Origin of the sequence: Pseudomonas sp. TWR3-1-1, from assembly GCF_049896545.1 — a bacterium.
GTDB classification, from domain to species: Bacteria; Pseudomonadota; Gammaproteobacteria; order Pseudomonadales; family Pseudomonadaceae; genus Aquipseudomonas; species Aquipseudomonas weihenstephanensis.
On the sequence record NZ_JAFCUO010000002.1, the window covers coordinates 389372 to 411679 of the forward strand.

The window sequence follows — 22308 nt, forward strand, 5'->3', positions numbered from 1 at the left end:
GTCACCGATGCTTACAACCCTGGCGGTGGCCAACTACCGCTCCATTAATCAGTTGGTCATCCCGCTGGCGCGGCTCAATCTCATCACCGGTCCCAATGGCAGCGGCAAATCCAACCTGTATCGCGCCTTACGGCTGTTGGCTGAAACCGCACAAGGCGGGGTCATCAATGCGCTGGCGCGTGAAGGTGGCCTTGAATCGACCTTTTGGGCAGGCCCCGAAGTCATCTCGCGGCGCATGCAACAAGGGGCCGTGGCGATTGAGCCCAACGTGCGCCAAGAGGTCAAACGGCTGCGGCTGGGATTTACCGGGGAAGATTTCAGCTACGCGATTGCATTGGGGTTGCCCATCCCGCAAATGTCAGCGTTTGCCCTCGACCCGCAAATCAAGCATGAAAGCATTTGGGCTGGCCCGTATTACCGGCCGGCCAGCGAGTTGGTAGAGCGCAAAGGCCCGATGATTCGTGCGCGCGCCGAGCGCGAGTGGCAGGTGCTGGCCCAGCACACGCCGATGTTCGACAGCCTGTTCGATCAGGTCGGCAGCCTGCATGCCTCGCCCGAAGTGCTGCGCCTGCGTGAAACCATTCGCGGCTGGCGTTTTTATGATCACTTTCGCAGCGATCCCGATGCTCCCGTGCGCCAGCCGCAATTGGGCACGCGCACCCCCGTGTTGCATCACGATGGCCGCGACCTGGCCGCCGCACTGCAAACCATCCTTGAAATCGGCGACCCCAGGGCTTTGCATGCGGCCATCAGCGATGCGTTTCCCGGCGCGCGCCTGAACATCGACGTACTGGCGGGCGGGCGGTTTGGCATTCAATTGTTTCAAGAAGGGCTGCTGCGCCCGCTCTCGGCGGCCGAGTTGTCGGACGGCACGTTGCGCTACTTGCTGCTGATTGCCGCCCTGCTCACCCCGCGTCCGCCGACCATGATGGTGCTGAACGAACCCGAAACCAGCCTGCACCCCGACCTGTTACCGGCACTGGCGCGGCTGATTGTTCGTGCCTCGCAGCACACGCAAGTGTGGGTGGTGTCCCACGCCCGCCGCTTGATCGCAGCGTTGCAGCAAGACCCGGAATGCAATTGCATCGTGCTGGAAAAAAACCTCGGCCAGACCGAAGTCGTCGGCCAGCGCCTGCTGGATCAACCCGCGTGGTATTGGCCAGACAAATAAAAACGCCGACGCAGTGCAAGCCGTCGGCGTTTACAGTGAAGCGGCGCGGGTTTAGAACGCGGGCAGCACGGCACCTTTGTATTTTTGAGCAATGAACGCTTTTACTTCAGGGCTGGTCAGGGCTTTGGCCAGTTTCTGGATGGCGTCGCTGTCTTTGTTGTCTGGGCGTGCAACCAGGAAGTTCACGTAGGGCGAGTCAGCGCCTTCAATGATCAACGCGTCGGTGGCCGGGTTCAGGCCCGCTTCCAGCGCGTAGTTGGTGTTGATCATGTCCAAATCAACCTGATCCAGAACACGAGGCAGCATGGCGGACTCAAGCTCCTTGAACTTGAAGTTGTGCGGGTTTTTAGCGATGTCCTTGGGTGTGGCGACAGCGTTTTTCGGGTCTTTCAACTCGATCAGGCCGGCCTTTTGCAGCAGGATCAACGCACGGCCGCTGTTGCTGCCCTCGTTCGGGATCGCAATGGTGGCACCGTCTTTGAGTTCGCTCAAAGATTTAACTTTCTTGGAGTAGCCACCGAACGGTTCAACATGAACGCCAATCACGGTCACCAGATCAGTGCCTTTACCTTCATTGAAGCTTTTGAGGTACGGCAGGGTCTGGAAGTAGTTGGCGTCCAGGCGCTTTTGATCGACTTGCACGTTGGGTTGCACGTAATCAGTGAAGACCTTGATTTCCAGATCCACGCCTTCTTTGGCGAGGGTCGGCTTGATCAGCTCAAGGATTTCAGCATGGGGAACCGGGGTCGCGGCGACCACCAGTTTCTCGTTAGCCTGTGCCAGGCCTGCCGTCAAAGCAGCCGCCAGTGCGGTAAACAACAGAACCTTTTTCATGCAATGCCCCTAGTGCGAGTGACCGTTCGGATGACGGTTTTTATGTGAAGACGCTGCGGACAATACCGAGATTCTTTATTCCCGAACAATAATATTTATTCAGCTTCTTATTCCATTTTGTTCACTTGCAAGTCGCCACTCTTTAAAGCAGGTCTTTAAGCGCTGCCAGCTCCTGCGCCGTCGCCCCTTTGATAAACAAGGCGATCTGGCTCAGTGCATCCGGCAGATTCAAGTGCTCGGGTTCAATCTCCTCCCCCGTACTCACCAACAACGCAAAATGGATCACGTTCTCCAGCTCGCGGGTGTTGCCCGGCCAGCTGTGACGCTCCAATACCCGTTGGGCGCGCTCGCTGATAAACGGCACGGCGAGGTTCAGTCGCTGGCTGTAGATGCCCAAAAAGTATTCAGCCAGCGACAAAATATCCCCCGGCCGCTCGCGCAACGCGGGCAAGTCCAGTCGCCCTTCGCTTAAATAGTGGTACAGCCGTTCGTGGAACTTGCCCGCTGCTACGGCCTGCGCCAGATCGATGCTGGTGGCCGCGACTAAGCGCACATCCACCGGACTCGGTTGATGCGCGCCCACGCGGGTAACTTCATGGGTTTCCAGCGCGGCCAATAACTTGGTCTGAATGGCCAGTGGCAAGTCCCCGATTTCATCCAGGTACAAGGTGCCGCCATTGGCCGATCCGAACCACCCGGCACGGCTGCTGGCCGAGCTGCTGTGGGCGCCGGCAGCGTATCCAAACAACTCGGCGTCGGCATACGTCGGGCTGATCGCCCCGCAGTTGACCGATACAAACAAGCCGGTGCGGTCGCTGGCGCGGTGAATGTGGCGGGCGAGCAACTCTTTGCCGCTGCCGGTTTCGCCACGGATCAGCACGGGCAGCGCACGCGGCGCCAACAGCTCCAGATCGTTACGCAGTTGGCGTGAACGCGGGTCGACAAACACCAGCGCCTTGGCGCGGATGCTGAGCGGGCTTTTTTCAGCGTCGGGAAAGGTCAAAAGCGGCTGACCAAAGGTTTCGTGCAGGCTCATGGCAGGCTCCCGCCCGCCGCCGAAGGGTGGGCGCGGGCGTTACAAATAATTCACGCGCGGCGCAGGGCGTCGTGCTCGATGCGGGTTTGCAGGCGATACAGGAAGGCGAAGCCTTGCTCCCAGCGCTGATGCCCGGACTTGACGTTGATGTGTCCAGCACCGCTGATAATTCCGACTTCGGCGCCCCAGTTGCGAGCAAATTCCAACGCCCGCGGGGCGCTGACAGCGGCGTCGTTGTCGGAGCTGACAATCTGGCTCGGGAACGGCAAAACGCTCGTCGGGATGGGTGCAAAGTTGCGCAGGGCAGGCGCGCAGGCAGGCCGTTCGACATCGGCCGGGGCCACCAAAAGCGCGCCGCGTACCTGGCTTAACAGGCTGGCAGGTGCGCGTTCGGCCCAATGAGCCACCGTGATGCACCCCAGGCTGTGTGCGATCAGAATCACCGGCGTGCTGTCGGCCGCAATGGCTTCGGCCAGCGCCGCAATCCAGTCTTCGCGCCGTGGCGTCAACCAGTTGGCCTGCTCCACACGGGCACCGTTGGGCAGGCTGTTCTGCCAGTGGGTTTGCCAATGATCGTCGGCAGAACCTTGCCAGCCCGGCACTATCAAATAGCGAATCGACTCGTTGCCCATGGGTGTGCGCCTCCTGCTTTGTGTGCGTTACCGGGCCAGTATAGGGAGGGTTTTTAGATTCGCTAAGGAATAAGAAGCTATTTATTAATAACCAAAAAGTCAGTAAAGCCCGCGCCTGCTGGAACGGACCCCACCTGATGTTGGGGATTGGGATGAAGATCTGCGGGCGACACTACAGCCCGCAGCACCTGTGTAACTTCAAGCGGCGTGGCGCAATTTACAGCGCAAACGGCAACTGGATGCTGACCTTTTGGTGAGCGGCCAACCGTTGTTCAAACTCGCCGGGGTCATGAATCAGCACGTCCTGGCCGGCAAAGGCGTGTGCGGCGATCAAGCGCGATAGCCAGAAGCGCACACAGGCGACGCGCAACAAGGTGGGCCACAGCTCGGCCTCGCTGGCCGTAAATGGGCGCAACGCCGCATAAGCACCCAGCAAGGCGCGGGCACGTGGGGCGTCGATGTTGCCTGCGTCGTCTGCGCACCAATCATTCAGGGCAATGGCCACGTCGTACAGCATCGGGCCTGAGCAGGCGTTGTAAAAGTCGATGAGACCGGTCAGGTGTGTCCCTTCAAACATGGCGTTATCGCGAAACAGATCACCGTGCAAATTAGCCCGTGGCAGCGCCAAAATCTGCGCTTTGCGCGCGGTCATTTCGTCGAGCGCTTTTTGCAGCAGGTCGGCGGATTCTGGGGCCAGGTCCGCTTTCAGCGCCGGGCCTTCGGCCAGCATCCAGTCCAGTCCACGGTCGGTTTTGCGCTCCAGCACTTTGTCACGGGTCGCTAAATGCAGATGCCCGAGCAATTCACCCACTTGCGTGCAGTGCTGAGCGTTGGCGAGGCGAATGTGCTTGCCCGCCAGGCGTGGTTGAAGCAGCGCGGGCTTGCCTTTCAATTCGCGCAGGGCCTGCCCGTCTTGGGTACGCAGCGCATAGGGCACGGGTAAATCCGCGTCATGCAGCACATCCAGCAGTTCAATAAAGAACGGCATTTCATTGATAGGGCCACGCTCAACCAGAGTCAGGACGTATTCGCCCTTCTCCAGGCTAATGAAATAGTTGGTGTTTTCGCTACCCGCGGCGATCCCCTGAAAATCCAGCAGTCGGCCGAGCCCATAAGGTGCAAGAAAGGTTTCCAGCTCGGGACGAGCCAGTTGCGTGAAAACAGACATGGTTTAAAACTGCCAGTACGGGCGCCGCAGGCGTGCGGCGCCGATTAAAGTTAAGACGCTACTTCCATTCGAAGATTTTCCACGAAGGAATCAGCATATCCGGCTGGTCGGAGCGGATGAAATTGGCATCAGTACCATCAGCACGCACTAAAAAGTACGGCGGCGCTCCTTTTGGGGTGACCTTGATGGCATATAGGAAACCGTTTTGACGGTACTCCTGAATGGTTTTATCGCCTTCCGTGCGAATGGTGACCTCTGGCTCCGCGCCAGTTGCGTCATCGGCCGCAAAGGTTACCAGCGGAATGGCTGCAATCAAGCCGGTGAGCAACAGGCGATTAAGTGTGCGCATGATAACCTTGTCCCTTTGTCGTCATTGGTCCGGGCATTCTAGCGCCGGACTCGCCGAAAAGGTTGATCCTGCTCATGAGCCAAGCACCCCTCGTCCTGGTGGACGGTTCTTCATATCTCTATCGCGCTTTCCACGCGCTGCCACCGCTGACCACGTCCAAGGGCCTGCCGACAGGTGCCGTGAAGGGCGTGCTGAACATGCTGAAAAGCCTGCGCAAGCAGTATCCGGACAGCCCATTTGCGGTCGTTTTCGATGCCAAGGGCGGTACATTTCGCGATGACATGTACGCCCAATACAAGGCTAATCGCCCCAGCATGCCCGATGACATGCGGGTGCAAATCGAGCCGTTGCATGCCAGCGTGATCGCGCTGGGCTTCCCGTTGCTGTGCGTTGAGGGCGTTGAGGCCGACGATGTGATCGGTACGCTGGCGCGCAGCAGCGCCGCAGCCGACCGCCCGGTGGTGATCTCGACCGGCGACAAGGACATGGCGCAACTGGTCGATGGCCACATCACGCTGGTCAACACCATGACCGGCAGTGTGCTGGACATTGAAGGCGTCAAAGAGAAGTTCGGCGTTTCGCCGGAGCAGATCATTGATTACCTCGCACTGATGGGCGACTCGTCCGACAACATCCCTGGCGTGCCGGGCATTGGGCCGAAGACAGCATCTGGCTTACTGGTAGGTGTAGGCGGCGGCCTGGCGGACTTGTACGAGAAGCTCGATATCGTGCCGACGTTACCGATTCGCGGCGCTAAAAATTTGCCGGCCAAACTCGAAGAACACCGAGAAATGGCATTTTTGTCGTATCAATTGGCCACGATCAAAATAGATGTGCCGCTGGATATCGGCCTTGACGACCTGCACCTCAAGGCCCCGGATTGTGAAAAGCTGATTGAGCTGTACACCGTACTGGAATTCAAAAGCTGGATTGCCGACGTCGAGCGTGAAGCCAAGCGTGCCGGGCAGGTAATTACGCAGGAAGCGCCGGTGGTGGTGGCTGAAGCTCAATCCCAGTACGAAACCCTCCTCGATCAGGCCCGTTTCGATGTATGGCTGAAGAAGTTGCAGGCCGCCAAGCTGATCGCCTTTGACACCGAGACCACCGGGCTGGACGCTCAGCAAGCTCAACTGGTAGGCATATCGTTCGCAGTCAAACCGGGCGAGGCAGCCTATATTCCGCTGACGCATTCCTACATGGGCGTGCCTGAGCAGTTGGACCGGGACACGGTGTTGCTCGCGCTCAAGCCCCTGCTTGAAGACCCAAACAAAGCCAAAGTCGGCCAGCACGCCAAATTTGATATCAATATCCTGGCCAACTGCGCCATCGGTGGCGATCAGGCGTGCGGGATCATGGTGCAAGGCGTTGCCTTCGACACGATGCTTGAATCCTACGTACTCGATTCCACCGCCACGCGCCATGATATGGACAGCCTGGCGCTCAAGTACTTGGGTCACACCACCACCAGTTTTCAGGACATCGCGGGTAAAGGTGCCAAACAACTGACCGTCGACCAGATTTCGTTGGAGCAGGCTGGCCCCTACGCAGCCGAAGACGCGGACGTGACGCTGCGCTTGCACAACACGCTGCACGAAAAACTGGCCGCCATCCCAACGTTGAACAGCGTACTGACGGACATTGAAATGCCGCTGGTGCCTGTGTTGGCGCGCATTGAGCGCCAAGGCGCGCTGGTGGACGCCAAGCTGCTGGGCGTGCAGAGCGTTGAGTTGGGCGACAAAATGGTCGCGCTTGAGCGTGAGGCATTTGAGATTGCAGGCGAAGAATTCAACCTCAGCTCGCCTAAGCAATTGGGGGTGATCCTGTACGAAAAGCTGGGTTTGCCGATTATCAGCAAAACCGCAAAAGGTCAGCCGTCCACCGCCGAAGCCGTGCTTGCGGAGCTGGCCGAGCAAGACTTCCCGCTGCCTAAAGTGCTGATGCAGTACCGCTCGATGAGCAAGCTGAAAAGCACCTACACCGATCGCCTGCCAGAGCAAATCAACCCGCGCACAGGCCGGATTCACACGTCCTATCACCAAGCAGTCACGGCGACCGGGCGCTTGTCGTCCAGCGATCCTAACCTGCAAAACATCCCGATTCGCACGGCGGAAGGGCGTCGCATTCGTCAGGCGTTCGTGGCCCCTAAAGGCTACAAGCTGTTAGCCGCGGACTATTCGCAAATTGAATTGCGGATCATGGCCCACCTGGCCAAGGACGAAGGTTTACTGCATGCCTTCCGTAATAACCTTGACGTGCACAGCGCCACGGCTGCCGAAGTTTTCGGTGTTGAATTGGCTGACGTCACGACCGATCAGCGGCGCAGTGCCAAGGCGATCAACTTCGGCCTGATTTACGGCATGAGCGCGTTTGGCTTGGCCAAGCAGATTGGTGTCGACCGCAAACAGTCGCAGGCGTACATCGACCGCTATTTCGCACGTTATCCCGGCGTATTGGACTACATGGAGCGCACGCGGACTCAAGCGGCCGAGCAAGGTTACGTCGAGACCATTTTTGGTCGTCGCCTCTACTTGCCAGAGATCAACGCCAAAAACCCTGCGCTGCGCAAAGGTGCTGAGCGCACAGCGATCAACGCGCCGATGCAAGGTACGGCAGCAGACATCATCAAGAAAGCCATGGTGTCTGTGGATAACTGGTTGAGCGCCTCTGACCTCGATGCACGCGTCATCTTGCAGGTACACGATGAATTGGTGCTGGAGGTGCGCGAAGACCTGGTGGACCAGGTACGCGACGAAGTGCGCAAGCACATGAGCGAAGCGGCCAAGCTCGACGTGCCGCTGGTGGTTGAAGTGGGCGTGGGCAACAACTGGGATCAAGCGCACTAACAGTGCGAAAAGCCTGCGGCCAATAGTCGCAGGCAATATGCCATTAGTTGTAAAGGGTATGGGCTTAGATCAAATCGTTTTTAGGCGTTTTGAACTAAATCTGCCTTCACCACTCAGATCTACTGAATGGGTGGTGAAGCCCTTCAATGCTCCTAATGTTGTGTTAAGTGTTGGCAGAATTCTGAACCCCGCCCTAGCGGTTCAGTACTTGAACCCCGAACTTCCCCCTCCCCATACGAAGTCCGGGGTTTTTTTTGCCTGCGATTTGTTACTCGCCGGTCTCTTCTTCGCCTTTATTAGGCAATTCCATCCATTTGGCGAGCACGGTGTACGCCTCTTCCAGGCCCATGCGCTTAGGGGTGGAGAACAACTGGATGGTGACGCTGTCGCCCCACTTCTTGCGAATTTCTGCCTGAATTTTGAGCAGGGTATTTTTCGCAGCGCCGTACGTCAGTTTGTCGGCTTTGGTCATCAAAATATGCATCGGCATGCCGCTTGAGACGGTCCAGTCGAGCATCAACAGGTCGAAATCGGTCATTGGATGACGAATATCCATCATCAAAATGACGCCTTTGAGACTTTCCCGGCTGCCGAAATACGCTTCAAGGTGACGCTGCCAGTGCATTTTTAGCGGGATAGGCACTTTGGCGTAGCCGTAACCCGGCAAGTCGACCAGACGACGATCTTCATCGAGCTGGAAGAAGTTGAGCAGTTGAGTACGGCCCGGCGTTTTTGAGGTTCGCGCCAGGCTGGCGTGGGTCAACGTGTTCAGGGCGCTGGATTTACCGGCGTTGGAACGCCCGGCAAAGGCGACTTCAAAGCCCTCGTCGTCAGGGCATTGATCGACTTTGGCAGCGCTGAGCATGAAGGTAGCCTGTTGGCACAGGCCGAGGATGGGGTTCTTGAGTTGCATGGGATTTCCGATGTGAGCGGCGTCAGGAATGGACGCGGCGAGCGTGTCGTTTCCGTTTCAGTGGCGCCAGTATATAATGCCGCAGATTTTGTGTGCGCTTTGTCCCAGCGTAGGATGAAGTACACGGGAGCGATAGACCTAGGTTGCGCATTAGAACGCAGCAAGCTCCCAACCCTGAAAAGGTCGTTTTATGACGAAATGGCTGCTAGCTGCCGGTATCTTGATGCCGTGAATAGCGCTCAGGCTACACAGGATCCGGAAGCCGTGTACAACCGCGTTTGTATTGCCTGCCATACTGGCCAGTTGCCAACCGAGCCGAAACCGGTCGTCGCAAAGCCTGGAGCCAGCTAGAGAGCAGGGTATGGAAGCGCTGGTGCGACACGTGCCCCAGGGTTTCAAGGCGATGCCGCCGCGTGGTTTGTGCATGGACTGCAGTGTCGAGGTTTACCGATTGATCATCGTGCGATGAATGAGTAAGCCCGGCCCATAACTCTTTAACCCTTAGCCGTAGTTGGATTAGCTGATGAACAAATTACTCGTGAGTCTGCTGTTGACCTTGGGCGTCACCGGTGTTGCCCAGGCCGCAGGCACTGCTCTTGTGGGCGATGCTGCTGCCGGTCAGGCAAAAACCGTTGTGTGTGGCGCTTGTCACGGTCCAGACGGCAATAGCATGGCGCCAAACTTCCCAAAACTGGCCGGGCAAGGTGATAAATACCTGCTCAAGCAGTTGCACGAAATCAAGGACGGCAAGCGTCAGGTCCTGGAAATGACTGGCCTGCTGACCAACCTGAGCGATCAGGACCTGGCTGACATCGCGGCCTACTACTCCAGCCAGAAAAACAGCGTGGGTGCAGCTGACCCGGCACTGGTCGAGCGCGGCCAGGCGTTGTTCCGTGGTGGGGACGTCGAGAAAGGTCTGCCTTCTTGCACCGGCTGCCATTCGCCCGATGGTCAAGGCAATGCACCTGCCGGTTTCCCGCATCTGGGTGGCCAGCACGCCAGCTACATCGAGAAACAACTGACAGACTTCCGCGAAGGCGACCGTACCAACGACGGCGACGCGATGACCATGCGCACCATCGCGGCCAAGCTGAGCAACAAGGACATCAAAGCACTGGCCCAATACATTCAAGGCCTGCACTAAGGCAAAAACGGTCGGTACCGCCAGGGCTTGACGCTTTTGGCAACGTTAACGATCGTTTAATCCTTGCATGTGAGTTTAAAAGGGCAGCTTTGGCTGCCCTTTTTTATGGCATCTGCCGTTACACTACCGAACTCAAGCCAGCACGGACCTGTCTGAATACAGGTCACGTGACTGCGACCTTATTTGCCCAGGAGTAAAGCATGCGTAATCTGATCCTCAGCGCCGCTCTCGTCAGTGCCAGCCTGTTTGGCATGTCCGCTCAAGCCGCCGATGTGCCGCTTGTAGCAGGTGAAACGTACGTTGAGTTGAGCAACCCCGTTCCAGTTGCCCAGCCTGGCAAGATCGAAGTCGTTGAGCTGTTTTGGTATGGCTGCCCGCATTGCTATTCGTTTGAGCCGGTGATCAATCCGTGGGCGGAAAAACTCCCTGCCGACGTGCATTTCGTGCGCATTCCAGCCATGTTCGGTGGTCCGTGGGACGCTCACGGTCAGATGTTCCTGACCCTTGAAGCGATGGGCGTTGAGAACAAGGTTCACTCAGCTGTTTTCAACGCGATTCAAAAAGAAGGCAAGCGCCTGACCGACAAAAACGACATGGCTGACTTCCTCGCCACTCAGGGCGTGGACAAAGACAAATTCCTGGCCACTTTTGACTCATTCGCCATCAAGGGCCAAATCGCAAATGCCAAAAAACTTGCCAAGAAATACGAAGTTTCTGGCGTTCCAACCATGATCGTCGACGGCAAATATCGCTTCGACCTCGGCACTGCCGGTGGCCCGGAGGAAGCCTTGAACGTGGCCGACCAGTTGATCGCCAAAGAGCGCGCAGCCAAGGCGGCGAAGTAAGCGGCGCCCTCCCCCGTGCGGCGCTGGAAAAGCGAGCGCATTGTTGGCCTGCATGAACCGCAGGTTAACGAGGATCATCTGGCGGCCAGCGGGCTGTCGGATGATCGACGTTTGCGTTTGCTCAGCTTCAATATCCAGGTCGGTAACAGCACCCAGAGTTACCGCCACTACCTGACCCGCAGCTGGCAGCACGTGCTGCCACACAAAGGGCGGACCGGTAATCTGGACAAAATTGGCGACTTGTTGAGCGACTTCGATCTGGTCGCTCTGCAAGAAGCGGACGGTGGCAGCCACCGATCCGGCTACATCAATCAGGTTAAATACCTGGCCCAACAGGGCGAATTTCCTTACTGGTATCAGCAGCTCAATCGCAATCTTGGTCGACTGGCCCAGCACAGCAATGGTGTGCTCAGCCGTTTGCGACCTACCGCGATTGAGGATCATCCCCTGCCCGGCCCCGCTGGTCGTGGCGCTATTCTGGTACGTTTTGGCGAAGGTGCCGACGCGCTGGTCGTGGTCATGATGCATCTGGCGCTGGGTGCCAAGACCCGAACCCTGCAACTGGCCTACGTACGCGAGCTGATTGGTGGTTATCAGCACCAAGTATTGATGGGCGACATGAACACCCATGCCAGTGATCTGTTACAAACATCCCCTTTGCGGGATTTGGGTTTGCTGGCGCCACAAATGCAAGCCACCTTCCCCAGTTGGCGCCCGCAACGTTGCCTTGATCATATTTTGCTCAGCCCCAGCCTGACCCTTGAACGGGTGCAAGTGCTGGATCAGCCCATTTCAGACCATTTGCCGGTCGCGGTTGAAATCCGTTTGCCGGGCTCTATTGGTGGAGATTCACTGCCAGTGTTGAGTCCTTCCGCCAGTGAGCCCCTTGCATGACCGCCGACGACGCAAAACGCTGGAAAGAGAAGTACCTCAAAAGTATCGAGCAACAAGAAAAACTCGAACGTCGCTGGAATGCCCGCCTCGACTTACTGCGTCGCGGCTTGGTGCGCAGCACCTTGGCGGCCGAGGGCACTGACCGCACAGTCGACCAATGCATGAAAGAAATGCGCGAGGCCGTGCGCACAGACGAAATGGACGCGGCATTGGCGGCATTGATGCCGCGCCTGGAAAAAGCCGTGCTCGACTCCGAGCAGCGCCGCGAAACCCGGGTTGAGCAAATCAGTACCGCGCTCAGTACCTTGGTGACTCAGCTGCAAGCGCTACCGTTACCGCGTGAAGTCAGCAAACCGCTTAAGACATTCGCCAAGCAGCTCGACAGTCGCGTCACCCAGGCGCGTGAAATACCGCTGCTACTGGGCGAACTGAGCCAATTACAGGGCCAGGCACTGGCACCGCAACTGCATAATGCAGAACCCGCCAAACCGGGCTTGTTGCAGCGTCTGTTTGGCAGCGGCGAAGCCGATAAAGCCGTGCCAGAGCCTGTCACCGTGCAAACCCCGCAAGCGGCGGCAACCGTCGTCGTGCCAGTGGCGAACCACGAGCCTGTCGATGAGGCGGTTGCGGTTCAAGCCGCTGCTATTGAGGTTGCTCAAGACACGGCCCCTCAACCGATCGTCATGCCGCCTGTTGTTGAAGCGCAAGAGCCGCACAACCTCCCCTTGTCGCACGTTGACGACGACATCAAATCGCTCCCCCCCCTGGAGCCCACCTCACCTGTGCAGGCAGTTGACGTGCAGGAGGTGATGGATGCGGTTGACGATGGCGCGCAAGGCGCGCTGGAGTCAGTGGTCGCGTTGGCGCAAGCGCATATCAGCCAAACTCAAGCACCAGAAGACAACCGTGCTGACCTTGATCAGCTTGAGCCACTTGAAGAAGACCCGACTTACGCGCTGCCAAGCACGCCCGAGCCATCCTACAGCTCGGTCGCGACCCACATCGAATCCACGTTGCTGGGGCTGTTGAGCGACCTTTCGCTGCCCGAACATCATCGACCGCAAGCCGAAGCCATGCGCAGCCGTCTTGAAAAAGGGCTTAACTGGTACGAATTGCTCCCTATCCTCGATGATCTTGCCGTGCTGATGCTGGCCATCACTGACAGCGGTCAACATGAGTTCGAGGCCTACCTCAAGCAACTCAACGAGCGCCTGGAGTCGTTCCAAGGCAACCTCCAGGCCGCCAGTGAAGGCCATGCAGAAGGCCGAACGGCGGCCGATGACTTGCACACCCAAATGCGCGAGCACGTCGACGACCTGCAAAGCAGTGTGCAAGAAGCCTGCGACCTCAGCAGCCTCAAGCACATCCTTGAAAGCCGCCTGGAAGGCCTGTTGGGCACAATGGACCAGCACCAGCAACAGCGCGATGCACGCGAACAAGAAGTCGCGGCGCACCTGCAAGGGCTGGCCGAGCGTGTGGCGCACATGGAGCAGGAGGCCCAGGGCTACCGTGAACACCTTGAAGAGCAGCGCCAAAAAGCCCTGATCGACCCGCTTACCGGCTTGCCCAATCGTGCGGCCTGGGGCGAGCGTTTGGCCCATGAGGTTGAACAGTGGCAACTTCACGGCAACCTGCTGCTGGTGGCCATGCTCGACCTGGATCACTTTAAGCGCATCAATGATGGCTATGGCCATTTAGCAGGCGATAAAGTGTTGAAGATCATCGCCACGCAACTGCGCAAACGCCTGCGTCCCACAGACTTCATTGCCCGCTTTGGGGGTGAAGAGTTTGTGTTGCTGATACCCAATACCTCGATGGCCATAGGCTTGCAGTTGGTCGAGAAACTGCGCGCGGCGATTCAAGCGTGCCCATTCCACTTCAAAGGTGAGCCGGTCACCGTTACGGTGTCTATCGGTCTGGCAGCGTTCAAGCCGGGTGATCGCAGTGATCAAGTGCTTAAACGCGCCGATGAAGCGCTGTACCGAGCCAAGAACAAAGGCCGTAACTGCATAGAAACGCACCCCTCTTAAGTGATGGGCGGGCTTGTCATTGATCGACGCGAATCGCCAGTCTCAGAACCAAGGTCGCCGTTTGAGCGGCCATACGTGCCCTGTGAGCCAGCACTCGAAGGTTGCGCGTGATCCTCTGAACATCACCCTGGCGCCGGAACACTTGTGACTCTCTTGACCTCGACTACCATGTTTTTCACGCTGCGAAATGCACAACCGCTGAATGTTTGCGGATCTATCAGCGTCTCCATTAATCGCTAGACACAACAAAAGCCTGTCAACTCTGACAGGTGCGACGTTCGAAAAAATCTTTCACACTGGTGTTGAAAATCGGATTCGATAAGGTGAATCCACTCGGGCAATTCGAAATTCACTTTATTCAACAATTATTAAAGAAGACGCATGCAGATGCGAAGGTTGCCTGTGCGCGTAAAACATCCCGCTGCACTTAGACGCTGAGCACACCAAACGAACACACGCAAACAACAGCATGATTAAACATTGAATTTATTGAGGATACAGCGATGGAAAGTACTGTTATTCCCACTAAACCCACCGGAAAGAACGTTGAAAATGCGACAGCCAGGTTTGACTGGAACCGTCCAGATAAACCTTATGAGTTCTATCATGGAAATAATGTAAGCATCGACTATACAGACGACCTTATTCAAATAGTGGTGACGTACGCCGAACACAGATTCTGGTTAGCCGTCAGTATTCCAAACGACTACGCTGACGGCCAATACCAAGTTATAAATTCGAGAGAGTCCAGCGAAGGCAAAAAAGGCATCGTAATAGGGCGTGTTTTGGGCCAAGAGTTCTTTTCGTCTGATCATACCGGCTCGATGTCATTCCAGCGTAACGAAAAATTCACCATCACCTTTTCAGCATTACACAACAAAGGTTACAACCTTCTAAATGGCTTTATTGAATTTGATTATAAAGCCCCCTAGTGAATTCATAATTAGCCACTGCGCTCTACGTCGGACCAGGCCAGCAACTAAAACGCGAGTGGTTATGGCTCGATGTATAGCCACCGGTGTCGGTGATTTACCGGGGCCGGTGCGTCACCTGTCCTCCTGCTGCGCAGCCTCAGAAGCCCTGGCAGGGCTGAGCTGCCGCGTTCAAGCAGCCAACCAGCGTCAGCGCGCTGGTGGTAATGCGCAAGTGGTCAACCCTCACATTGAACAGTCCCGCTGGCGAGCGGCCCCCATCATTCTAAGACGGCACATTAGAGCCAAGACCATTGGCGTAGTGCCCTTTACTCAATGAAGCTGTCGTAGTTTTCAGGCAACCCGGTAGTTTATTGAGTCCATGAATGTAGCCTTCTTCGTTTTTTATCAATCTCAATCATTATTCCAGTCGCTCACTTGACGCTCATGAGTATGCCTACTTACCTGTAAATGGAAGCGGTGCAATGTGATTGCACCGGCTCAGCCACCCACTCTGTCTTCAACCCCATAAACCGCTCAGAGTCCTGCCGGTTGTGTTAAGCAGCCCCTGACCAACAGTCCCGGGACGATTCCCGCTGTCAGTAGCGTGTACAAATTTCAAGGGAATGTTATGAAAGCGCTCATTGCTCTAGTGTCCGTACTAAGTTTTATATTAGGCAGCCTGCCTGTTCAGGCGGCCAGTCATCCCCGTACCTACACAGCAACAATAAATAAAGACGGCACCGTTTTGACTCAAACACCGCAGTGGATCGCGACGGTAGAACATACCAATCAAGACGATTACGCAGCCCTTTACAACGTCAAGTTAGTGCCCTCCGCATTTAAAAAGGCACCGGCCTATTGCAACGTTTCAACTTATGATTACTCCAGTTATGAACACACCCTTCACGGCATCGCAAAGTTATCAAGCAAGCCCACAAAAAGTGAAGTCAATGTGATTGGGCTTATGCTGGGTTTAAACCAGCCTGCCGGCGACTCATCCATGAGTTTTTATCTGGTGTGCGGCCAATAATCATTGCCTCTGTCTGCACGCGGACAGGGGCATTATGTTTGCGCTCACGGGTAACTCAGTGAGGTATGCTGGCGCGTAAATAATTGCCAGTGCTGCCCTGCCCATGAAAATCTTAGTTTCTGTCTTATCTTTCCTGCTGTTGGCCGGTTGCGCCAGCGGACCGCGCATGGACACCCGCCATCCTTCGGTCAACCATGACAGCCGTGTGCAATTTATTGTGCTGCATTACACCTCGACGTCTCTTGAGCACTCCCTCGAACTGCTGACCCACGGCCCCGTAAGCAGCCATTACCTGATTGGTGACACGCCGCCGACGCTTTACAAACTGGTGGATGAAAACCAGCGCGCCTGGCATGCGGGCGAAAGCCAATGGAAGGGCCGTACCTGGTTGAACTCAAGCTCCATCGGGATCGAAATCGTCAACAAGGGTTTCCGTGATACGCCCCAGGGTCGGGTTTGGTATCCGTACACCGAAGGTCAAATTCAAGCCTTGATCGTCCTGCTCAAAGACATCTCCACGCGCTACAAAATTGACCCGCATAACATCATTGGTCACAGCGATATTGCTCCGCTGCGCAAACTTGATCCGGGACCGCTGTTCCCGTGGCAACGACTGGCACAAGCCGGTTTTGGCGTTTGGCCAAATGCGCAAGCCGTCGCCCGCGAGCAAGCGCTGTATGCCAATCAATTGCCGAGCATCACCTGGTTTCAACAACAGTTAGCGTTACTGGGTTACGAAACCCCGCAAACCGGTGAGCTTGACGTCGCTACACGGCACGTATTGGCTGCGTTTCAAATGCATTTTCGCCCCACCCGTTTCGATGGCACCCCGGATGCCGAAAGTGCAGCTATTTTGAAGGTGTTAAACACCGCCAAATAACAGCAGTGAAAGCCCCAGCCACCGTCAGCACGTTATCAGGAGCAAGGATTGGTGCCAGGACGCAGAACGCCGCGCACATTTATCAAGCGTGTACGTAACCGGCTGTATCGCCCTTGGTCGCTGGCGATTGTCGCGACGTTACTCAGTGCCAGCTTTTTATTGGCGCTGAGTGTCCCCGTCGTCATGCAGCAAGTGCACCAGCGTGAGCGCGAACGGATGAGTGTGGATGGCGAGCGCTTGCTTGAACGGCTCGAACAGTTGTTCACCCAGCTTCGCAGAGGGCTGGACGACTTGAACAAGCAACCGCTGCGCGAATGCAGCCCGTTGATGACCTCGCAGCTGCAAAAGACCAGCTTCAAGTACCGCTTCATTTATGAAGCCATCTTCTATGACGGCACCCAGGTCTGCTCCAACTGGCCTGCGAACCTCAGCCTGACACCTTCGCCGGGCCGTGAGCCCGATATCAAAGGGCCGGTCTATCGCTATTGGCTGAACACCGCTGAACAACCCGACGACAACCTGGCCGGCTTGATGCTGGGCCGTGGCGACTTCGAGGTGACGACATCTCGCGGGCATTTGAGTGACGCGGTCGATCTGCCGCCCGGCGGGAGCTTGCTGGTGGTGGTCGATGATGACCAGCGGGCGCTGCCGGTGTTGGGGCAAGCACAGGATTGGCCGCCCAGCCCCGGTTGGCCGCCGAGCGATGGAGAGGTGGTCGTCACTGACTATCGCGTGCTCTATCGCTTGCCCACCGACAATTCAGATTACCAATTGGTGTTGAGCATGCCGCGTGCCGACACCTCGCAGTACCTGTCGCAGCTGGGGTGGATGTTGCCAGGCATTCTATTGATCGCCCTGTGCCTGGGCGCGCTGGCCTTGCATATGGCACGCCAGCGTCAATCCTTGGGCGGGGAGTTGCAGGGCGCTCTGCGCCGGGGCGAATTCACGGTGCATTATCAGCCCATTGTTGACCTCAACACGCGCCAGTGCGTGGGCGCAGAAGCGCTGATTCGCTGGCGGCATGCGGATGGCACGATGACCAGCCCCGAGCTGTTTATTCCCGTGGCCGAAAGCACCGGGCAGATCCGCCAACTGACCGATTTCGTCCTGCAACGCACACTGGAACAACTCGGCCCGCTGTTAAGGGCCAACCCGCAGCTGTATGTGTCCATCAACCTGTCAGCGTGCGACGTGATGGTCCCGCGCATCGGCAAGGTGGTAGCGCGCTTGCTGGCCCTGCATGACGTGGCGCCCCGACAGATCGCGTTTGAAGTCACTGAGCGCGGCATGGTTGATGTAGAAATCGCAAAGCTCAAGCTTCAGGCCCTGCGAGACGAAGGGCACCGGATTCTCATTGATGACTTTGGCACCGGTTACAGCAGCCTGGCTTACCTGCAAACCTTGCCGGTGGACTGCCTGAAGATCGACAAGGCGTTTATTGATGCGCTGGGTTATGACGCGGCCAGCAGTGGGGTGGCGCCGCACATTATTCGCATGGCGCACGCACTGAACCTGACAGTGATTGCCGAAGGGATTGAGCACGAGTACCAGGCACAACTGCTGCGCAGTGAGGGCGTGAGCTATGGCCAAGGCTGGCTGTTCGACAAACCGTTGAACGCCCACCAATTTCGCGAGCGCATCACCGGCGGGCGCCGACAAGGCCCGCGCCGCGCAGAAGATCAGGTGTGAGCCACGCCTATAACGGCAGCGCCATATAAAACTGCGTCCCCTGAGCAGGACGCGAGTACACGCCGATTCGTCCGCCGTGCAGCTGCACAATTTCCTTGCACAAGGCCAAGCCAAGGCCCGCGCCGCCCTTTTTGCGTCCTACTTGCACGAAGGGCTCGAAGATCCGGCCTTGCTGGCTGTACGCGATGCCTTCGCCATTGTCCTCAACGCTGATGATCACGCGTTCGCCATGACGCCGGGCCTGCAAGCGAATTTGCCCACCAATCGCGGTGTGGCGCAGGGCGTTATCCATCAAATTGTCCAGAACGCGTTCAAGCTGGGCCTGATCGGCATTCAAGCGCGGCAATGGCGGTTGCAGGTCAATCAGGATCTCGACATCTTTTGCCACCGCCCGATCAGCGAAGCGTGCGCGCGCCTGTTCGAGCATTTCTTGCAGGTCGCAAGGTGCCAACGTCAGTTTTTGCATGCCGTTCTGGTAACGAGAAAAATTCAGCAGGTCGTTAATCAGCTGCATCAGCCGCTGCATTTCTTCGTTGACCGTGTTGAGCAAGTCGGTTTCGCGCGATTGCGGGTCAAAGCGCGCCCGCTCCATAAACAGCCCGAATGCCATGTGCATACCGGTGACCGGCGTGCGCAGTTCGTGAGAGGCGCGCAATACAAACTCACTGCGCACGCGCTCAAATGCGCGCTGCTCGGTCACGTCATGCAGCACCATGACCGCACCCAGAATAGGCCCTTTGGGTTGACTGACCGGGGTCAGGCTATACGTCAGCAAACGCGTTTCACCTTCGATATCCACGCTCAGGTCCTCGGGCAAACGCTCCAGGCTCCCACCGCGCAAGACCGTCAGCAGTTGTTGATCGAGTTCGGGCCGTTGCAAGGCCTCACCCAATGTCTGCCCCAACCGCGCTTCGTCCCAGCCCAACTGGCGCTGTGCCACTGGGTTCAAGTGTTCGAGGCGACCTTGTTGATCAATCATCAGCAAGCCGTCATCAATACTGTCGAGCACGGCCTGCAAGCGTTGCTGGCCGGCGAGCAACTCGTCCACGTTGGTGGCCTGATGCTGGCGCAACGCTTCGGCCATAATGCCGAAACGCCGCGTCAGCAGGTTCATTTCGGTGGCCGAGGAGAGCGGCAACACCACTTCAAAGTTACCTTTGCCAATGTTGTCCGCCGCTTTGGCCAGCGCCTCGATGGGGGCGCCAAAACGTCGGGCAATACCGTGCGCCGTGATAAAGCCAATGATCAATACCGCAACACCCACCAGGCCCAGCACCGTCGCAATCACCAGTGCCCGGTCGCGTGCCTGGGCTTGGGCATGGTTGATGCTCTCCAGCGCTTTACGATGCTCATCAATCAGCCCGTTACGCAACGCATTGAAACGTGTGGTGAGATCGTTGTCGTTGCTGAGGTTGATACCCCTGTGATGCGGCTGGTTAAAGGCCTCTAAAAAGCTTTGGTAGTCGGCCCGCGCCCGGATAAAACCGCTGGGCAGATTGTTTTTTTGTTCATGCGCAATGCCTTCTTCGAGCAACTTCATGTACTGCTCGGACGAGGCTTTGAGCGCCACTGTGTCAGGCTCGTTGTGCAACATCAGAATCAATTGGTCGCCCAACGTCTGGCGCAACTTCAAACCCAGATCAAGGGTGATGAAGTTGTTGCGGATCAAGGCTTCCTGGGTTTTAGCCATTTGCATCACGCCGAATACGCCGAGCACCAATCCCATCAGCGCGACCGTGATCAGCGCTGAGATGCTCAGAAACAGGCGTGTTCGCAGCTTGATAGCGAGTTTCATCGCGGCCTGCTCACAAGTTGTACTGCTTGCGTTTGCGATACAGCGTGGACGCGTCAATGCCCAGGGTTTTGGCCGCTTGGTCGAGGGTGTCACTGGTGGCCAGCACGGCGCCGATGTGTGCCTTCTCCAACTGGTCGAGACTTAACGCTGCACCAATGCGCGGGGCGTTCGGGATGGTTTGCTCGGCCATGCCCAAGTGGCTCACCTCAACCACTTCCTGCGGGCAAATAATGCTCGCGCGCTCCACCACGTTGCGCAGTTCACGAATGTTGCCCGGCCAACGGTAGTTCGCCAGCGCCAAGCGGGCTTCTTCGCTGAAGCCGCGGGCAGGGCGTGCATACTCTTTAACGAAACGTGCAAGAAAGCGGTCCGCCAGCGTGAGGATGTCTTCGCTGCGCTCACGCAACGGTGGCAAGTGCAAAGTGATGACGTTCAGGCGGTAGAGCAAGTCTTCACGGAAGCGGCCATCGCGCACCATGTCTTCAAGGTTGAGGTTGGTGGCCGCCAGAATGCGCACATCGGCGCGGCGCGTCACGGGGTCGCCCACGCGTTCGTATTCTTTATCCTGAATAAATCGCAGCAGCTTTGGCTGCAAAGCCAGCGGGAAATCACCGATTTCGTCGAGGAACAACGTACCGCCATCGGCCTGATTAACCCGGCCCAGGGTACTTTCACTGGCCCCGGTGAACGCACCTTTGGTGTGACCGAACAGCTCGCTTTCCATCAGCTCGGCGGTTAAGGAGGGGCAGTTAATCGTCACACAGGACTTTTTCGCCCGTTTGCTCCAACCATGAATTGCCCGGGCGAGTTCACCCTTACCGGTACCGGACTCACCCAGAATCAGGATGTTGGCATCCGTGCCAGCCACTTGGCGGGCTGTCTCCAGTACCACCATCATCGCCGGACTATGAGAATCAAGGCCGTCCTTGGGCTTACGCACTTCACCCTCAAGGGCTTCGAGGCGAGCGGACAGTTGGCGCACTTCCAGTTGCTTGGCCGTGGCCAGTCGCAGTTGATCCGGGCTGCACGGTTTGACCAGATAGTCGGCGGCGCCTGCCTGAATCGCGTCCACGGCCGTGTCGACCGCAGAGTGGGCGGTCACAATCACCACACGCATCCACGGCGCTTGAATACGCATTTGGGCCAACACATCCAGGCCATTGTCTTCGCCCAGGCGCAGGTCCAAAAAGCACACATCGAATACTTGGCGCTGCAACAGGGCATCGGCTTGAGCGGCACTGTTAGCGGTGGCGACGGTGTAACCCTCGTCTTCGAGGCAATAGCGGAATGTACGCAGGATGGCGGACTCATCGTCGACCAGCAGAATGCGGCCTTGGTGCTCTTTGGCAGATTCCATTTCCTACGTTCCTTAATGAGTGATGTTGGTTAGTGTCGGAATAATCGGGCAAGTTGCATGATTTTTCACGATTCATTAAGAGGCTAGCAGGGTAGCCACTTGCCTGCATGCTGTAACTGTCTGATTTAACACTATTTAGAGCCGATTTGATTCGACGTTTGCCGAGCAAAACAGTTCTGTTTTTTGCCCCCTCTATAAAAGAACGGTTAGAGGTCTTGGCCAATCGTGCAGAACGCCCGACGCTTGAAGAGTCCATCGTGCAGGATGCGTGTAGAGCCGTACTCAATACAGCTATGAATCATTGATTTATATGGCTTTTATTAAGGCTCACGACTTGGCATGCCACCTGCAATAACTCATGTAACCCAGTCATTCAGCGCTAACGAGCTGAAGGCAAATCCAACAATGACCACCGAGTGGCAGGAGTCTGAGCATGAATCGTCAAGGTTTCCCCCGCATTCGCCTTACTTCGCTGCACCTTCAACAAGGTCTGTTCGCCAGCCTCGCGTTGTTGGTGACATTGATCGGTGGTCAGCAACTTGTGCGTTTTGAACAGGCACCACAGCCGGTTCAGACCGTATTGCATCAAGCCGCCCCGCAAACACACTTCAGTGCGATCAGCTCAAACAATCAGGCGACCAACGGCTATGCGCTGGCGGCTGCCGATGACACGCAAATCGCATCTTCAGACGTGCCGCAGGAACGTTGGGTGTTTTAAGTGTTCACAACCTTGAGGCCCTTGCAGGGCGTTAAGACGCAGCAGTGGCATCACCACGCTTTCCCA

The 22308-nt window shown here is 57.0% G+C and carries 19 protein-coding genes and 1 pseudogene; 12 read left to right on the forward strand and 8 right to left on the reverse strand.

The window, feature by feature from the left end:
* Positions 1-7: 7 nt before the first annotated feature.
* Positions 8-1171, forward strand: a complete 1164-nt coding sequence (locus ACP7A4_RS07325; RefSeq protein WP_059765764.1) for an AAA family ATPase — start codon at positions 8-10, stop codon at positions 1169-1171.
* Positions 1172-1222: 51 nt separating this feature from the next.
* On the opposite strand, the gene ACP7A4_RS07330 is transcribed toward ACP7A4_RS07325, so the two are convergent.
* From ACP7A4_RS07330 to ACP7A4_RS07350, 5 genes are all read right to left on the reverse strand, one after another.
* The gene (locus tag ACP7A4_RS07330; RefSeq protein WP_059765767.1) at positions 1223-2005 is read right to left on the reverse strand and encodes a MetQ/NlpA family ABC transporter substrate-binding protein; all 783 of its coding nucleotides are present in this window, start codon (positions 2003-2005) and stop codon (positions 1223-1225) included.
* 142 nt (positions 2006-2147) lie between these two features.
* Positions 2148-3041, reverse strand: coding sequence for a sigma 54-interacting transcriptional regulator (locus ACP7A4_RS07335; RefSeq protein ID WP_059765769.1), 894 nt, complete (start codon positions 3039-3041; stop codon positions 2148-2150).
* 50 nt (positions 3042-3091) lie between these two features.
* Positions 3092-3673, reverse strand: a complete 582-nt coding sequence (locus tag ACP7A4_RS07340; RefSeq protein WP_059765771.1) for an alpha/beta hydrolase — start codon at positions 3671-3673, stop codon at positions 3092-3094.
* Between the two features lie 217 nt (positions 3674-3890).
* Positions 3891-4841 carry a homoserine kinase gene (locus ACP7A4_RS07345; RefSeq protein ID WP_426246202.1) on the reverse strand — a complete coding sequence of 317 codons (951 nt, stop codon included), beginning with the start codon at positions 4839-4841 and terminating at the stop codon, positions 3891-3893.
* A gap of 58 nt (positions 4842-4899) precedes the next feature.
* Positions 4900-5190, reverse strand: coding sequence for a DUF2782 domain-containing protein (locus ACP7A4_RS07350; RefSeq protein WP_059765775.1), 291 nt, complete (start codon positions 5188-5190; stop codon positions 4900-4902).
* Between the two features lie 74 nt (positions 5191-5264).
* On the opposite strand from ACP7A4_RS07350, the gene polA reads away from it, so the two are divergent.
* The gene (gene polA / locus ACP7A4_RS07355) at positions 5265-8033 is read left to right on the forward strand and encodes a DNA polymerase I (RefSeq protein WP_426246204.1); all 2769 of its coding nucleotides are present in this window, start codon (positions 5265-5267) and stop codon (positions 8031-8033) included.
* A gap of 268 nt (positions 8034-8301) precedes the next feature.
* Here polA and yihA read toward each other — a convergent pair whose 3' ends face one another.
* Complete coding sequence (gene yihA, locus ACP7A4_RS07360) at positions 8302-8946, reverse strand: ribosome biogenesis GTP-binding protein YihA/YsxC (RefSeq protein WP_048402049.1); 645 nt, start codon at positions 8944-8946, stop codon at positions 8302-8304.
* 190 nt (positions 8947-9136) lie between these two features.
* On the opposite strand from yihA, the pseudogene ACP7A4_RS07365 reads away from it, so the two are divergent.
* The 9 genes and pseudogenes from ACP7A4_RS07365 (at position 9137) to ACP7A4_RS07405 (ending at position 18372) form a co-directional block, all read left to right on the forward strand.
* Positions 9137-9415, forward strand: a pseudogene (locus ACP7A4_RS07365) (c-type cytochrome).
* Between the two features lie 54 nt (positions 9416-9469).
* Positions 9470-10090, forward strand: a complete 621-nt coding sequence (locus tag ACP7A4_RS07370; RefSeq protein WP_048363923.1) for a c-type cytochrome — start codon at positions 9470-9472, stop codon at positions 10088-10090.
* Between the two features lie 200 nt (positions 10091-10290).
* Entirely contained in the window at positions 10291-10935 is a 645-nt protein-coding gene (gene dsbA / locus ACP7A4_RS07375) for a thiol:disulfide interchange protein DsbA (RefSeq protein WP_203302048.1), read from the forward strand.
* Between the two features lie 15 nt (positions 10936-10950).
* Complete coding sequence (locus ACP7A4_RS07380) at positions 10951-11829, forward strand: endonuclease/exonuclease/phosphatase family protein (protein WP_048402050.1); 879 nt, start codon at positions 10951-10953, stop codon at positions 11827-11829.
* Positions 11826-13859 carry a diguanylate cyclase gene (locus tag ACP7A4_RS07385; protein WP_426246208.1) on the forward strand — a complete coding sequence of 678 codons (2034 nt, stop codon included), beginning with the start codon at positions 11826-11828 and terminating at the stop codon, positions 13857-13859. Before ACP7A4_RS07380 ends, ACP7A4_RS07385 begins: the two co-directional genes overlap by 4 nt.
* Positions 13860-14362: 503 nt before the next feature.
* Entirely contained in the window at positions 14363-14791 is a 429-nt protein-coding gene (locus tag ACP7A4_RS07390; protein ID WP_426246210.1) for a hypothetical protein, read from the forward strand.
* 610 nt (positions 14792-15401) lie between these two features.
* The gene (locus ACP7A4_RS07395) at positions 15402-15803 is read left to right on the forward strand and encodes a hypothetical protein (RefSeq protein ID WP_426246212.1); all 402 of its coding nucleotides are present in this window, start codon (positions 15402-15404) and stop codon (positions 15801-15803) included.
* Between the two features lie 103 nt (positions 15804-15906).
* Entirely contained in the window at positions 15907-16683 is a 777-nt protein-coding gene (locus tag ACP7A4_RS07400; protein ID WP_059765789.1) for an N-acetylmuramoyl-L-alanine amidase, read from the forward strand.
* 51 nt (positions 16684-16734) lie between these two features.
* Positions 16735-18372, forward strand: a complete 1638-nt coding sequence (locus tag ACP7A4_RS07405; RefSeq protein ID WP_426246214.1) for an EAL domain-containing protein — start codon at positions 16735-16737, stop codon at positions 18370-18372.
* 7 nt (positions 18373-18379) lie between these two features.
* On the opposite strand, the gene ACP7A4_RS07410 is transcribed toward ACP7A4_RS07405, so the two are convergent.
* Entirely contained in the window at positions 18380-20167 is a 1788-nt protein-coding gene (locus ACP7A4_RS07410; protein ID WP_059765791.1) for a KinB sensor domain-containing domain, read from the reverse strand.
* A gap of 10 nt (positions 20168-20177) precedes the next feature.
* Positions 20178-21524, reverse strand: coding sequence for a sigma-54-dependent response regulator transcription factor AlgB (algB, locus tag ACP7A4_RS07415; protein ID WP_059765794.1), 1347 nt, complete (start codon positions 21522-21524; stop codon positions 20178-20180).
* A gap of 433 nt (positions 21525-21957) precedes the next feature.
* Between algB and ACP7A4_RS07420 the strand changes: the two genes are divergently transcribed.
* On the forward strand, positions 21958-22242 hold the full coding sequence (locus ACP7A4_RS07420) for a hypothetical protein (protein ID WP_059765796.1): 285 nt from the start codon (positions 21958-21960) through the stop codon (positions 22240-22242).
* Positions 22243-22308: the final 66 nt, after the last annotated feature.